The 13,040-nt window shown below is 64.7% G+C and carries 15 protein-coding genes; 10 read left to right on the top strand and 5 right to left on the bottom strand.

What is annotated here, in order from left to right:
• The first annotated feature begins 128 nt into the window (after nt 1-128).
• Nucleotides 129-407 (top strand): hypothetical protein, encoded by a 279-nt coding sequence (locus FNV92_RS17480; protein ID WP_143845535.1) that lies wholly within the window; start codon nt 129-131, stop codon nt 405-407.
• A gap of 38 nt (nt 408-445) precedes the next feature.
• Here FNV92_RS17480 and FNV92_RS17475 read toward each other — a convergent pair whose 3' ends face one another.
• The 3 genes from FNV92_RS17475 to FNV92_RS17465 form a co-directional block, all read right to left on the bottom strand.
• On the bottom strand, nt 446-838 hold the full coding sequence (locus FNV92_RS17475; protein ID WP_041748298.1) for an NUDIX hydrolase: 393 nt from the start codon (nt 836-838) through the stop codon (nt 446-448).
• A gap of 146 nt (nt 839-984) precedes the next feature.
• A complete protein-coding gene (locus FNV92_RS17470; RefSeq protein WP_015685978.1) occupies nt 985-2,082 on the bottom strand; it encodes an AI-2E family transporter in 1,098 nt (365 codons plus the stop codon).
• Nucleotides 2,083-2,271: 189 nt separating this feature from the next.
• A complete protein-coding gene (locus FNV92_RS17465) occupies nt 2,272-2,826 on the bottom strand; it encodes an outer membrane protein (RefSeq protein WP_244623684.1) in 555 nt (184 codons plus the stop codon).
• Between the two features lie 130 nt (nt 2,827-2,956).
• Between FNV92_RS17465 and FNV92_RS17460 the strand changes: the two genes are divergently transcribed.
• The 4 genes from FNV92_RS17460 to FNV92_RS17445 all read left to right on the top strand — a co-directional run bounded on the left by FNV92_RS17460 (nt 2,957) and on the right by FNV92_RS17445 (nt 7,483).
• Entirely contained in the window at nt 2,957-3,184 is a 228-nt protein-coding gene (locus FNV92_RS17460; RefSeq protein WP_015685976.1) for a hypothetical protein, read from the top strand.
• A gap of 171 nt (nt 3,185-3,355) precedes the next feature.
• Complete coding sequence (locus FNV92_RS17455) at nt 3,356-4,612, top strand: DUF4424 family protein (RefSeq protein ID WP_143845536.1); 1,257 nt, start codon at nt 3,356-3,358, stop codon at nt 4,610-4,612.
• A gap of 93 nt (nt 4,613-4,705) precedes the next feature.
• The gene (locus FNV92_RS17450) at nt 4,706-6,754 is read left to right on the top strand and encodes an acetoacetate--CoA ligase (RefSeq protein ID WP_143845537.1); all 2,049 of its coding nucleotides are present in this window, start codon (nt 4,706-4,708) and stop codon (nt 6,752-6,754) included.
• Nucleotides 6,755-7,180: 426 nt separating this feature from the next.
• Entirely contained in the window at nt 7,181-7,483 is a 303-nt protein-coding gene (locus FNV92_RS17445) for a hypothetical protein (protein ID WP_143845538.1), read from the top strand.
• A 5-nt stretch (nt 7,484-7,488) separates the two neighbouring features.
• Here the strand turns inward: FNV92_RS17445 and FNV92_RS17440 are convergent, their stop codons facing one another.
• Nucleotides 7,489-7,722 (bottom strand): hypothetical protein, encoded by a 234-nt coding sequence (locus tag FNV92_RS17440; RefSeq protein WP_143845539.1) that lies wholly within the window; start codon nt 7,720-7,722, stop codon nt 7,489-7,491.
• Nucleotides 7,723-8,262: 540 nt separating this feature from the next.
• On the opposite strand from FNV92_RS17440, the gene FNV92_RS17435 reads away from it, so the two are divergent.
• The 3 genes from FNV92_RS17435 to FNV92_RS17425 all read left to right on the top strand — a co-directional run bounded on the left by FNV92_RS17435 (nt 8,263) and on the right by FNV92_RS17425 (nt 9,863).
• Nucleotides 8,263-8,850 carry a formyltransferase family protein gene (locus tag FNV92_RS17435; RefSeq protein WP_015685972.1) on the top strand — a complete coding sequence of 196 codons (588 nt, stop codon included), beginning with the start codon at nt 8,263-8,265 and terminating at the stop codon, nt 8,848-8,850.
• 172 nt (nt 8,851-9,022) lie between these two features.
• Nucleotides 9,023-9,373 carry a hypothetical protein gene (locus FNV92_RS17430; protein WP_015685971.1) on the top strand — a complete coding sequence of 117 codons (351 nt, stop codon included), beginning with the start codon at nt 9,023-9,025 and terminating at the stop codon, nt 9,371-9,373.
• On the top strand, nt 9,318-9,863 hold the full coding sequence (locus tag FNV92_RS17425) for a hypothetical protein (protein ID WP_168213669.1): 546 nt from the start codon (nt 9,318-9,320) through the stop codon (nt 9,861-9,863). The genes FNV92_RS17430 and FNV92_RS17425 overlap by 56 nt, the downstream gene beginning before the upstream one ends.
• A gap of 51 nt (nt 9,864-9,914) precedes the next feature.
• On the opposite strand, the gene FNV92_RS17420 is transcribed toward FNV92_RS17425, so the two are convergent.
• Entirely contained in the window at nt 9,915-10,313 is a 399-nt protein-coding gene (locus FNV92_RS17420; protein ID WP_015685969.1) for a RidA family protein, read from the bottom strand.
• A 150-nt stretch (nt 10,314-10,463) separates the two neighbouring features.
• Here FNV92_RS17420 and FNV92_RS17415 point away from each other — a divergent pair, with 150 nt between their 5' ends.
• Both FNV92_RS17415 and FNV92_RS17410 read left to right on the top strand, forming a co-directional pair.
• Nucleotides 10,464-11,339: a DMT family transporter gene (locus FNV92_RS17415; protein ID WP_143845541.1), complete on the top strand. Its 876-nt coding sequence runs from the start codon at nt 10,464-10,466 to the stop codon at nt 11,337-11,339.
• 197 nt (nt 11,340-11,536) lie between these two features.
• Nucleotides 11,537-12,961, top strand: coding sequence for a caspase family protein (locus tag FNV92_RS17410; protein ID WP_015685967.1), 1,425 nt, complete (start codon nt 11,537-11,539; stop codon nt 12,959-12,961).
• Nucleotides 12,962-13,040 lie beyond the last annotated feature (79 nt).

Raw genomic sequence — 13,040 nt, 5'->3', positions numbered from 1 at the left:
TGCGGCCTATCAGGTGTGGGGCGATGACGTGCGGTCGCAAGAACGGGGTCAGCTCACCTGACTATTCAACCTTTCTTCAGACCTTTGGGCTCAGCTGACGATCCAATTCCATTGATCATTGTTGTCCGATGAACTCCGTCCAGATTCAGTGCACGCGCTGCAAGGGCGTGTTTCGTGACCGCGCCGGACGATTGCAGGACGGCTATTCGAGGCAATGTCCGGGTTGCGAAGTGGTGCTGTTCTTCGCCGAGGACTCGCAACATCCCTTCATCAAGCGCGCGATGCGCGACGCACGCAAGGTCCGCAAGGAGCTGCGCGAGGCCCAGGCAGCGAGGCGCCTTGCCCCGGAGGCACCGACATCGCGCTCGTCCGATGGCCGCAGGCGAACGGCGGGCCGATCCGAGTAAGGCGCAGCTCGCCAGCTACCTGCCAGCGGCCGCCCCGTTCACCGGCTGCGTGACTTCCTCGGAAACAGACGATCGCGGATATAGCGCGAGGTCGGCGTCAGGCGGATCCCGCGCGGCTTCTGCCAGGCGGCGCGGTCGATCTCATTCTTGTCGCCGATCGCGAGCCTGCCCTTGGCGCCCTTGGCGATGAAGATCGCATCGCTCATCTTGCGGCCGGAGCGCTTGTTCCTGGCCTTCACTTCCTTCCAGAGGCTGATCCTGCCGAGCTTCAGCTTGGGCAGCTCCTCCTTGATCTCCCGGCGCAGGCAGTCCTTGTCGGATTCGCGCGCGCGCTTGCGGCCGCCCGGGAACATCCACAGGCCGTCCGACCGTCGCCTGACCAACAATACCTTGCCGCGTTTCGCGGCAACCAGCTTGGAAGACTTCGCCATTGCTGCCGTAAGTAAATGGAAAACAGAATCGTCCCATGGTAACTTGTCTAGTCGAATAGACAAGTTGCGGGGCCAGTTGACCACAGGCCGCGGGCCGCGACGATTTTTCGCCACCGGCGGGCAGATCGCGCCTTTCGAGTGCGGGATCAGCCCTCGCCCGCCGCCGTCCTGGCTCCTGCCCGGTCTTCCGTCCTGATCCAGGCCATCATCATCTCCCAGGCCACCGAGAGGATGATCGGCCCGATGAACAGGCCGACGATGCCGTGGGCGAGCGTTCCGCCGATCACGCCGACGAAGATCACGATGGTCGGCGTGGTGAGGCCCCGCCCCATCACCAGCGGCTTCAGCATGGTGTCGATGAAGCCGACCAGGACGAGAAACACCGTGAGCAGCAGCGCCGTGGTGACGTCCTTGGCGGTCCAGATCCAGATGATGACCGGCAGCAGGACCAGGAAGGCGCCGATCTGAACGATCGAGAGCAGCAGCACGATGAAGGCGAGCAGCCCCGCGCTCGGCACCGCCGCGAGCTTGAAGCCGATGCCGGCCAGCAGCGCCTGCACGATCGCGACGCCGATCACGCCCTGCGCCACCGCGCGGATGGTTGCGCCCGCAAGCCCCAGGAAATGCTCTGTCTGCTCGGGCACGATGCGGAACAGGAAGCCGCGGCTGGCCGCAACGAGCCGCGGCCCGTGCGGAAACAGGAATCCGGCCACGAACACCGAGACGAGAAACTGCAGCGTTCCGAGGCTCGCATCGCCCGCCAGCGACAGCAGGGGTCCCGCCAGCGGCTGCAGATACGGCGCGACCTCGCGCAGCACCGCGCGGATGTTGGCGTAGGCTTGCTCCCAGAGGTCGAACAGCCAGGGCCCGACGACCGGCCAGGATTTAAGCTGCTCCGGCGCCGTCTGCAGCGCCAGGTCGCCGGTGCCGAGCTGGTGCGCCAGCTCACGCACGCCGTCGACCGCGCTGAGGCCGAGCCAGGTCGCAGGACCGATGACGATGCCGAGCGTGATCAGGGTGAGGATGGCGGCGGCGGTCTTGGGCCGGCCGCCAAGCATCCGGGCAACCCAGCTGAAGGCCGGGTAGAACGCCACCGCGAGCACGCCGCTCCAGGCCAGGATGGGCACGAACGGGCGGATGATCAGGAAGGTCCAGATGATCAGCAGGGCAAGCAGGCCGAGCCGGATCACGAGCTGGATGATGTCCTCTCCCGTCAGGAGCTGACGGAGACTTTTCACGGCCACGGCTTTCCTTGCGGCATTGACGCGGGTTCCGGCACTTGCGGGCAGCCGTTATTGCCATCCCCGCCTCCGGCGTCAAGGCGACCAGGCGCGCGCCGGCGCGAGCAATCGGACCGCTGCGCCGCCGGCGCGGCATCGGACGTCACCGGCGGGCGGTTCGCCCGGCCGGCCGGCCGGTGGCGCTCCGTCCGCTCAGAAGTGGTAGTTCACGCCCACTGTGCCGGTCTGGATGTTCAGCTTCACATTGGCCGGCGTCGCCGCCAGGTTGCCTGTCGTCACCGGCTGCTCGGTGATCGCGCCGAAGCCGAGATAGTTGTACTCGGCCCGCACCGACCAGTTCGGCATGAACATCCATTCCACGCCGCCGCCGGCGAGCCAGCCGGTGCGGTTGAAGCTGCCCGAGGCGGAACCGGCGAGCGGGCCGGCAAGGCCGTTATCGGCGCTGTACTTGTCGCGGGTGAAGGCCGCGCCGCCCTTGGCGTAGAGCACCACGCGATCGAAGGCGACGCCGAAGCGGCCCGCGACCGTGGCGATATAGTCGTTCTTGAGCGACAGGTTGAAGCCGGCGCCGCCGCCGAACGGCCCGCCGGCGTTCAACGTGACGCCGGACCAGGCGCCCGTGCCCTCGAGGCCGACCACGATAGTGCCGACCTGGTAATTGCCGCCGATCTGGCCGCCGACGATACCGCCGCTGGCCGTGACCGAGCTCCAGGTCGACGTCGGATCGGTCGGATCGATGCCTGTCATTTGCTCCAGCCCGGTTTGACTAACGCCGATTAACCGGATTTCCCGAGGCCGGTTTACGCCGATGCAAAGCCCCGCACCTACGCTTCGCGCCAAGGACTTCCCACCAAGTCTTCAAGAACACTGAGGTGCCATGGCCAACAGCATCTGGACGACCGAAGAATTCACCTGCACCGGTTGCGGCATGAACTACACCGCGACACGGGAAGAACACAGCGAGCTGCACAGCGGCAGCTTCAAATGCAGTATCTGCAGCGGCGAGGTGCACGCATGGTCGGGGAAGCATCACTTCTTCGGCTGGCAGGCGGTGAAGACCAAGCCGCCGGTGTTCGGCCGGCGCTGGGCGGGCGTGGAGTGGTAGGCTTGGGCGACGGCTCGCGGCAATCGTTTGTCCCTCCAAAATCGTGGGTGAACGTTTAGACTAATTGATCGGTGTCAGCCGCTGACGACATCGGGCAGGACCGACATCGGGTCGATCCGGATTCGATCCTCCAGCCGCTGGCCGGCACACGACACGACCGCCGCTGGATCAATGACCTCTTTCGTGAGTCGAAAGCGACCGATGCTGCGAAGAACGATCCGTGCCCTGCTGCTCATCGGCGCAACACTTGCCCCCGCGCAAATTCGCGCCAACGATTCCACTGCTGAACTTGCCACGGGAGGCCTGATCTTCACGCGCTCGCCCGACATCGAGATGAGATCGGAAGATCTCTTCATCTCGATGGCCGAAATCCGGGTCCAGTACAGGTTCTTCAATCATTCGAGCCGCGACGTCGTCACGCAAGTCGCCTTCCCGATGCCGGACATTTCGTTCGGGATCGACTCAAACATCGCGATTCCGACCAACGATCCCGAAAACATTCTCGGGTTCGCCACCACCGTGAACGGCTCTCCGGTCGCGGCCCTGGTCGAGCGCAAGGCGCTGTTGAACGGCGTCGACAAGACCGAAACGCTGAAGACACTGAATGTGCCCCTCGCGCCCCAAGCGGGTCGAAAGCAGGATAACCTTTCACAGGAGACCTGGGACCGGCTCATCCGGGACGGCCTGATCGAAGACACGCCGCGCACCGACGGATACATGACGCCGCTGTGGATCTTGAAGACCACGTATCACTGGCAGCAGAAATTTCCCGCCGGCCGGGAGATCACCGTATCCCATCGCTATCTGCCGAGCGTGGGCGGCACGGTGCCGATGTCGGCCTCCACTTTCCTCAACGACCCCTCGATCCTCCAGATCGAACGGGCGAAGGGGACCAATCGCTTCTGCATCGACCAGGATTTTCTCAACGCCATGGTCCGCTCGCCCAATTTGAACTGGCAGCAGAACTACATGGAATACATCCTGGTGACCGGCGCAAACTGGTCCGGACCCATCCGGGAATTCCGCATGGTGGTAGACAAGGGCGCGCCCGAAAATCTCCTCAGCTTCTGCGGGCAAGGCGTCCGAAAAATCAGTCCGACCCAGTTCGAGGTCCGCGCCTCGAATTTTGTCCCGAACGCGAACGTCAACCTTCTAATCATGAAACCCGAGCGAGCCGATCCTGCCCCGGTGCAAGATGGCGACCGGCCTCAAGGCGTGGAAAGCCAGAATTGCGTCCAGCTGTGGCAGCAGCGGAACAGCATATTCAAAGCCGGCGCCTACTGCTTCCGCACGCCACGCGCCGTTGCCGCCTTTGGCAATGCGGGATGCAAATATGACAACATTCTCGACGTTCCCCTGTCGGCTCGGGACCGGCAGCTCGTCAATGACATCCAGCGGATCGAACGCATCAAGGCCTGTCCGCGCTAGCCGCTTCGTTATTGCGCCCTGCGCGAACTGACGCTTCTGCTCCGCCGCGACACCCGCTAAACTCTTCCTCCCCGCAACAGAATCCGACATGCAATGACCGCACCCTTCGTTCCCCAGATCGCCCTCTATCGCAACTGGCTCGCCGCGCAGCGTGGCCTCACCTTCGCGAACTACGAGGAGATGCGGCAGTGGTCGGTGCGCGATCTCGACAGCTTCTGGCGCAGCATCTGGGACTATTACGATCTGCAATCGCCAACGCCGTTTGCCGCCGCGATCACCGAGCGCAAGATGCCCGGCGCGGTCTGGTTTCCCGGCGCGCAGGTCAATTACGCGCGGCAGGTGTTCCGGCACGTCGAGGCGGCGCATGCCGCAGGCCTGCCTGCGATCGTCAGCGGCGGCGAAGACGGCAGGCTGACGGAGACGAGCTGGCCCGAGCTGCGGCGCAAGGCGGCAGCGCTCGCGCTGTATCTGAAAGACCGGGGTATCAAGCCTGGCGATCGTGTCGCCGCCTATCTGCCCAACATCCCCGAGACCATCATCGCGTTCCTGGCAAGCGCCAGCCTCGGCGCGGTCTGGAGCGTCTGCGCGCCGGACATGGCCGCGCCCGCCGTGATCGACCGCTTCAAGCAGATCGAGCCGAAGGTGCTGATCGCCTGTGACGCCGTCACCTATGCCGGCCGGCGGCATGACCGCAAAGACGTCGTCGCTGAGCTGCGTCGCTCCCTGCCCACGGTTGAGCATGTCATCTTGCACAGCGAGACCGGCGCGCCGGCAGCCACGGATGCCCTGCTCTCCGACATCGTCGCGACGACGGGGGCGGCGGTCGACGCGTTCGAGCCGGAATGGCTGCCGTTCGATCATCCGCTCTGGATCGTCTATTCCAGCGGCACCACCGGCCTGCCGAAGCCGATCGTGCACGGCCATGGCGGCATCGTCATCGTGGCGCTGGTGCTGCTCGGCCTGCACAACGATCTCGGCTGCTCCTATCACGAGAACTCGTTCGGCGAGCGCTATCACTGGTACTCGTCGACCGGCTGGATCATGTGGAATTCGCAGGTCGGCGGCCTGCTCAGCGGCACCACCTGCTGCATCTTCGACGGTAGCCCCGGCGGCACCAAGGACAAGCCGGACTGGACCACGCTGTGGCGCTTCGTTGCGCAGGCGAAAGCGACCTTCTTCGGCGCCGGCGCGGCGTTCTTTGCCAGCTGCGCCAAGGCCGAGATCGATCTGTCCGCGGCCGGCGACCTCTCGCGGCTGCGCTGCCTCGGCTCGACCGGCTCGCCGCTCAGCGCCGACACCCAGGCCTGGTTCAACGACCGCTTCGCGGCGTTGTCGAAGATCAACGGCAGCAAGGCGCAGGCCGACATCTGGTGGGCCAACATCTCCGGCGGCACCGATTTCGCCGGCGCCTTCATCGGCGGCAATCGCGAACTGCCGCAGACGCAAGGCGCGATGCAGTGCCGCTCGCTCGGAGCCGCAGTGGAAGCCTTCAGTGAGCAGGGCCATGCCGTGATCGACGAGGTCGGCGAGCTCGTCTGCACCGAGCCGATGCCCTCGATGCCGCTCTATTTCTGGAACGACAAGGACGGCGCGCGCTATCGCTCCAGCTATTTCGAGACCTATCCGGACAATTTCGACGGCAGCGGCCGCGGACCGGTGTGGCGGCACGGCGACTGGCTCAAGGTCAATCCGGACGGCTCCTGCATCATCTACGGCCGCAGCGACGCCACCATCAACCGGCACGGCCTGCGCATGGGCACGAGCGAGCTCTATTCCGCGATCGAGGCGTTGCCGGAGGTGCTCGACAGCCTCGTCGTCGACCTCGAATATCTCGGCCGCGACAGCTACATGCCGCTGTTCGTCGTGCTGCGCGAGGGCGTCGTATTCGACGGCGCGATGCGGGCCAGGATCAACAAGGCGATCGAGGCCGGCCTGTCCCGACGCTTCCTGCCGAACGACATCTTCGCCGTCGCCGAGATCCCGCGCACGCTCTCCGGCAAGAAGCAGGAGCTGCCGATCAAGAAGCTGCTGCTCGGCCAGCCGGTCGAGAAGGTGATCAACAAGGAGGCGATGGCCAATCCCGGCTGCCTCGACTGGTATCTCGCCTTCGCGCGCGACTATCTCGCACGGACCGCGGCGTGAAGCTGCGATCAACCTCCGCCAAAATTGGAGGGGTCGAGATTCCTGTTCTCCGACGGCGGAATCGGTGGCCACCCGGGAAATTTGTACCAGCCGGGCGGCACCGGCGCGTTCTCCGCCGGATGGACCACGACATGGTCGCGCGGACGCACATGACGTATCGGCACAGCGACAGCCGACGCGCATGTTGAAATCAAGAGGGCCAAGGCCAGGACAGACCGCATTGCGTGTGCTCCAGACATCCACCCAAGCTTCGACTTGGGGAGGGAACCACGCTCGAACGACGCACCACACCGTCACGATATCTCACATCGGCGACATCGCCGCTGCCGCGACGCACCCGATCAACCCAATTGCGCCTTTGGCATTTGGAATCCGTTCACCGATCGCCGCTAGATCAGGACGGATCCTTCGCGACGAGCACCAGAAATGGCCGACCTCAACGCCGTCCTCACCAGGCTCAACGACCGCCTGCTCCGCCTCGAGGGAGAGCTGTTCGTGCTGCGCTCGCTGGCGCGCGCGACGCTGACGGCGGGCGACGACCATGCGGCGCGGATGCGCAAGCTGGTCGAGGCCGCGAAAGTCGCGCTCGACGACGAGGCAAAGCGTGCGCTGGACAAGCCGACCCGGAAATATGTCGATGCAGCCACCGCGCTCGTGGATGAATTGCTGGTCGAGCCGACCCAGGCGCGGCCGCTGTTCACCGTCATCGACGGCGGCCGGCGCGACTGATCACGTCAGATCGGAGGTGTCGCACCGGGATCCGCGGATTCAGCCTTGAGCCGGCTGAGCCCCTCCTCGATGATCGCGATCTCCTCGTCGATCTGGCCGATCGGCAGGCTGAAATCGTAGCCGGACTTGCTCTTCAGATCGACCGCGAGCCGCTGCCTGTGCATCATCAGCGCGTCGAGGCCACGGCGGTTCTTCAGCCGCACATAGGCGTTGACGATCTGCGCAATTGCGTTTGGCATGAAATCGGTCCCGGCAAAAATGTCCGCGCGGCGCACGCCGCGCCGGCGGGACATTTTTGGTGTCGCGGTACGCAATACAAATCCGCGACGGATTCGTCGATACGCCGAGCTGGTTGAGAACGCGTTACCGTCAGGTGATTTTGTGGCGCGCGCTATGAAAAAAGCCGCTGGCGTGATCGCGCCAGCGGCCAAAGCCGGGTTCGAAAGCGGATCGGGAATGAAATGTAGCCAGCCCCGGATGGCACCTTCTAACCGAACCCAAGGCATCGTTCTGTTAAAAATAAGGCACAGGAACCGGCTCGTGCACATTTGATGCCGGGCGTTGCCGCGCGGCAACGCAAATCCGTCACACAGAATACGTCAGCGGCCAACTGCGATCGGCGCTGTCAGGGCGATATCGATCGAGCGGCGGCGGCTCCCGCCCGAATAGCCAGCCCCGGCGCGTTGTTGATAACAATCTCAAGCGCTGCGCGGGTGGTGACAGGGCGTGCGGACGTGTTATCGGGAGGATGACGCAGCTGCGAGACGGATCGGACACCCATGCGCATTACCCTTGTCGGCTCCCGCCATTTCGGCGTGACCACCCTGAACATGCTCCGGGAACACGGCGTCTCGATCGTGCGCGTCGTGGTGGCCGATGCCGAGGATCGCCTCGCTGCGACCGCGAAGGCGGCCGGAATCGAGGTGGTGGTGCAGGCCGATCCGAAGCTCGTGGTCGCCTCCGAGATCGCCCCCGACACCGACCTGATCATCACCGCCCACAGCCACGCCCGGATCGGCAAGGATGCGCTCGCCGCCGCCAGGCTCGGCGGGATCGGCTACCACCCCTCGCTGCTGCCGCGACACCGCGGCAAGGCCGCCGTGGAGTGGACCATCAAGGAGGGCGATCCGATCGCCGGCGGCACCATCTATCACCTCGCCGACCGCATGGACGCTGGCGCGATCGCAGCCCAGGAGTGGTGCTTCGTGAAGAAGGGCGAGACCGCGCGGGAACTGTGGGAGCGCGCCCTCGCCCCGCTCGGGCTCAAGCTGCTGGCCGACGTGATCGATTATGCCAAGGTCCACAAGGCGCTGCCGTCCAAGACTCAGGACGAGCAGTTCGCGACCTCCGCGCCGAGTCTCTCCTGACGTTTACCCTTAACGTGAAGCCGCGTTGATTTTGCTTCAAAAATTGGAGCGAAAAACGCAAATAAACCATTGTTCCGAAAGGAACAATTTTCGCTTTGGCATCGCAACAAATTTCCGTCACATTCCGCCCGAATAAGCGTCAGAATATCAGACACATTGAAGGACGGATTTTATGCGTTTTGGTCGCATCGCGGCGTTCTGTGCCGCTTCAGTTTTCGCCGGCACCCTCGCCGTCCCCGCTTTCGCCCAGAGCCCCTATGACGGCAACTGGCACGTTACCATCGTCACCAAGAGCGGCACCTGCGAGCCGACCGCAAGCTCGCTGCTGACGGTTGCCGACGGCAAGATCACCGCGCCCGGCGCTAACGTTTCCGGCACCATTGGCCGTGAGGGTCTTGTGAAAGTTTCGATCAATGGTGCATATGCCAACGGTCAACTCAACGGCAACGCCGGATCGGGGAAGTGGAATGGAGCATCTGCAGGCATACCGTGCAGCGGGCGATGGGAAGCATCGCGCCAATAAACCAATTGAGGCTCGCGCCTGGAACCGGCGGCTGCTGATCGCGGCCGCCGTTCTGTTTGCGGCGGGGATCGTCAGCTCGGAAAGCAAGGCCCAGTCCGGCCCGTTTGCTCCGATGGCCGGCAGCTGGAGCGGCAGCGGCACCGTCACCCTGGACGACGGCTCGACCGAGCGGATTCGCTGCCGGGCCAAATATGCCCCGATCGGACCGACCATGGAGATGTCGCTGACCTGCGCCAGCGATGCCTACAAGTTCAACCTCGGCGCCAACGTCAGGGCCGAGGGCAGCGCCATCACCGGCAGCTGGTCCGAGACCAGCCGCAACATCTCCGGCTCGCTCCAGGGCCGCGGCGGCGGCGGGAACTTCGAAGTGGTCGCCTCGGCCGCCGGCTTCAACGCCAACATCGCGCTGAAGACCAGCGGCAACAGGCAGAGCGTCACGATGCGCGCGGACAGCCAGTTCCGCGGCGCCAACATCTCGATGTCGCGCTAAGCCGGTTCGCGGAAATGACAGTCGACCCGGCGACCTCGCCGGGTCGATTTTTTATGCGTCCGGAACGAACGCCGTGACTTCGATCTCGACCTTGGCGCGCTCGTCCACGAGACCGCCGATGTAGAGCAGCGTCGAAGGCGGGAAATTGCGCCCCAGCGTTTCCTTCCACGCCGCGCCGATGCCGGCGCCCGCGGCTTCATATTCGCTGCGGCTGGTGAGATACCAGGTCAGCCGGACGATGTGTTCGGGACCCGCGCCAGCCTCACCCAAAAGTTTGATGATCCGCGTCAGCGCGGTTGCGACCTGCGCCGCCATGTCGGGCGCGTAATTGCCGGTCTCGTCGCCGCCGGTCTGTCCGGCCAGCACCACCCAGCGGCCCGGCCCTTCCGCCACCACGCCATGGGAAAAGCCGCGCGGTTTTTTCCATTCGGCCGGCTGCAAGATGCGCATGAGCGAAGATCTCCCGTTTTTTGTCGTTGTTCACCCAAGCCTTAGCACGCCGCCCAGCATCGCCGCATCCGCAGATTTGGCCGTTGCAAACGGTCGCGATGTCGCCGATACCCGCCCTCCCTCAGGCTCGATCTCCCCGCACCCGCACCGATGACCGCGACCCCGTCCAAAGCAATGGCTGCACTGTGGATGGCCGGCTGGCTGGCGCTGATGCTGGTCATGGCGGTCGCCGGACGCGAGGCCACGCGCGAACTCAACGTCTTCGAGATCATGGAAGTGAGGTCGGTGATCGGGTTCACGTTGCTCCTGCCGTTCATCTACCGGTCCGGCGGCTTCAAGGCGGTCGCAACCAGACGCCTGCCCCAGCACCTCGCACGCAACGGGGTCCATTATTTCGCACAGCTCGGCTGGTTCTATGCGCTGACGCTGATCGGGATCGGCCAGGTGGTGGCGATCGAATTCACCATGCCGATCTGGACTGCGCTGCTGGCCGCAACGTTCCTCGCCGAGCGCATGACCGTCTGGAAGATCGCCGCCGTCGTGCTCGGCATCGTCGGCGTGATTATGATCGTGCGGCCCGCCACCGGCGAGATCAATCCGGGCCAACTGATCGCGCTCGGCGCCGCCATCGGCTTCAGCATCTCCATGATCCTGGCAAAATCGCTGACCCGGACCGAGAGTGCCTTGTCGATCCTGTTCTGGATGATCGTGGTGCAGTTTGTCGTGGGCTTGCTGCCGACGCTCTATGTCTGGACCTGGCCGTCAGCCACGCTCTGGGGCTGGCTGTTCGTCATCGGGGTCTGCGGCACATTTTCGCACTACTGTCTCGCCAGCGCGCTCCGCTATGCGGATGCGACCATCGTGGTGCCGATGGACTTCCTGCGGGTTCCGCTCACGGCAACCGTGGGCTGGCTGCTGTATTCAGAGCGGCTCGACTCCTGGACGGTATTTGGCGCCGCGCTGATCCTCTGCGGCAATCTCCTGAATTTGAAGCCCGCACCGCCGGTTCCCGCCCGCGCGCCGTGAACCGGACGCCGCCTCGCGCGACAAAACAAGGTGGTCGAGCGTGATTTGGATCACGTTGGAGGGGCATTCCATCGTGCACATTCGGCCGCGAAGCAATGGGTTGGGCGAGCTGTCGTTTCGCTAGCGCGAAACCGGGCGTGTCGTGTAAGTTCGTTGCCAATTTGTTGCTGCCTGCAATTCGATTCTGGGGATTTCAGATGCGCTATCTCACCCTCCTCGCTTCGCTGATGTGCATGGCGCTGTCGGTCAGCGCCGCGAAGGCCGACCGCCGCGTCGCTTTCGTCGTCGGCAACGGCTCCTACAAGAACGTCGCGCAATTGCCGAACCCACCGATCGACGCCAAGGCGATGGCGGCGACGCTGCGCAATGTCGGCTTCGAGGTGATCGAAGGCTCCAACCTCACCCGCGACCAGATGACCGAGAAGCTGCTGGATTTCGGCCGCAAGGCGCAGGGCTCCGACGTCGCCGTGTTCTATTACGCCGGCCACGGCATCGCCGTCAGCGGCAGCAACTATCTCCTGCCAGTCGATGCCGACATCAAGTCGGAGATGGACGTCAAGCTCGGCGCGGCGATCAACATCGACCTGACGCTCGAGCAGACCATGGGCGATGCCAAGGTCAAGCTCGTCTTCCTCGATGCCTGCCGCGACAATCCGTTCGCCGCCAAGATCAAGTCCAACTCCGCCACCCGCAGCGTCAATGTGCAGAGCGGCCTTGCCGAGATGAAGTCCGGCGAAGGCACGCTGATCGCGTTCGCCACCGGCCCGGGCCAGACCGCGCTCGACGGTCAGGAGGGCAACAACAGCCCCTTCACCCGCGCGCTGATCGACAACATCACCAAGCCCGGCGTCGAGATCCAGCAGGCGATGACGTCAGTGCGCGCCCAGGTCAACGAAGAGACCCGCAAGGGCCAGCTTCCCTGGGGCCACACCAACCTGATCGGCGCGGTCTATCTCAACCCTTCGCAGCAGACACAGGTGGCCAACGCGGCGCCGACCGCTTCCGGCGTCGTGCCGGCAGCGGCCAGCAGCTCTGACGGCGTCGAGCTCGAGTATTGGCGTTCGGTCAAGGAATCCAACAAGCCGGAAGAGCTCAACGCCTATCTCTCGGCCTATCCGAACGGCCAGTTCAAGGCGCTGGCCCTGGCGCGGCTTGCGGCGATCAAGAGCGGTCCGTCCACGGCCACCCGCAATCTCAACTCCGGTATCGATCCGGCGACCTTCACCGATGACTCGACCCAGCTCACCGAGGACCAGATCGGCCTCGACAAGGGCCAGCGCCGCGACGTGCAGCGCCGCCTGACCGGGCTCGGCTTCGATACCAAGGTGACCGGCGTGTTCAGCGACGACACCCGCACGGTTCTGAAGCGCTGGCAGGCCGCCCGCGGCTATCCCTCGACCGGCTACCTCAACAAGCTCCAGCACAAGGCCCTGCTCTCCGAGATCGTGGCGGCCCCGGCCACCGCGAGCGATGACAGCCCCAAGCCGGCCCGGCGTGCGGCCCCCGCCCAGGCCCAGAGCGCACCACCGGCCCAGCATCGCAACAGCGGTGGCGGCGATGCCGGCGCGGCCTTCGTCGGCGGCGTCGTCGGCGGCATGATGGGCGGCATGTTCCGTCGCTGAGGCAGGCAGGCTACAACATGCAAAAGCCCGGCTCGCGCCGGGCTTTTCGTTTTCGTTGGTCGCGCCCACCGAGGGGCCG

The organism is Bradyrhizobium cosmicum (genome assembly GCF_007290395.2).
Taxonomy (GTDB): domain Bacteria; phylum Pseudomonadota; class Alphaproteobacteria; order Rhizobiales; family Xanthobacteraceae; genus Bradyrhizobium; species Bradyrhizobium cosmicum.
This window is presented reverse-complemented; position numbering and strand designations above follow the sequence as displayed.

Excerpts from the sequence above, each read along its gene's own strand:
- FNV92_RS17475 (WP_041748298.1), bottom strand. The coding sequence starts at position 838 with ATGGCGAAGTCTTCCAAGCTGGTTGCCGCGAAACGCGGCAAGGTATTG.
- FNV92_RS17430 (WP_015685971.1), top strand. The coding sequence starts at position 9,023 with ATGCGTTTTGGTCGCATCGCGGCGTTCTGTGCCGCTTCAGTTTTCGCC.
- FNV92_RS17445 (WP_143845538.1), top strand. The coding sequence starts at position 7,181 with ATGGCCGACCTCAACGCCGTCCTCACCAGGCTCAACGACCGCCTGCTC.
- FNV92_RS17435 (WP_015685972.1), top strand. The coding sequence starts at position 8,263 with ATGCGCATTACCCTTGTCGGCTCCCGCCATTTCGGCGTGACCACCCTG.
- FNV92_RS17465 (WP_244623684.1), bottom strand. The coding sequence starts at position 2,826 with ATGACAGGCATCGATCCGACCGATCCGACGTCGACCTGGAGCTCGGTC.
- FNV92_RS17415 (WP_143845541.1), top strand. The coding sequence starts at position 10,464 with ATGACCGCGACCCCGTCCAAAGCAATGGCTGCACTGTGGATGGCCGGC.
- FNV92_RS17450 (WP_143845537.1), top strand. The coding sequence starts at position 4,706 with ATGACCGCACCCTTCGTTCCCCAGATCGCCCTCTATCGCAACTGGCTC.
- FNV92_RS17480 (WP_143845535.1), top strand. The coding sequence starts at position 129 with ATGAACTCCGTCCAGATTCAGTGCACGCGCTGCAAGGGCGTGTTTCGT.
- FNV92_RS17410 (WP_015685967.1), top strand. The coding sequence starts at position 11,537 with ATGCGCTATCTCACCCTCCTCGCTTCGCTGATGTGCATGGCGCTGTCG.
- FNV92_RS17460 (WP_015685976.1), top strand. The coding sequence starts at position 2,957 with ATGGCCAACAGCATCTGGACGACCGAAGAATTCACCTGCACCGGTTGC.
- FNV92_RS17455 (WP_143845536.1), top strand. The coding sequence starts at position 3,356 with ATGACCTCTTTCGTGAGTCGAAAGCGACCGATGCTGCGAAGAACGATC.
- FNV92_RS17420 (WP_015685969.1), bottom strand. The coding sequence starts at position 10,313 with ATGCGCATCTTGCAGCCGGCCGAATGGAAAAAACCGCGCGGCTTTTCC.
- FNV92_RS17440 (WP_143845539.1), bottom strand. The coding sequence starts at position 7,722 with ATGCCAAACGCAATTGCGCAGATCGTCAACGCCTATGTGCGGCTGAAG.
- FNV92_RS17425 (WP_168213669.1), top strand. The coding sequence starts at position 9,318 with ATGGAGCATCTGCAGGCATACCGTGCAGCGGGCGATGGGAAGCATCGC.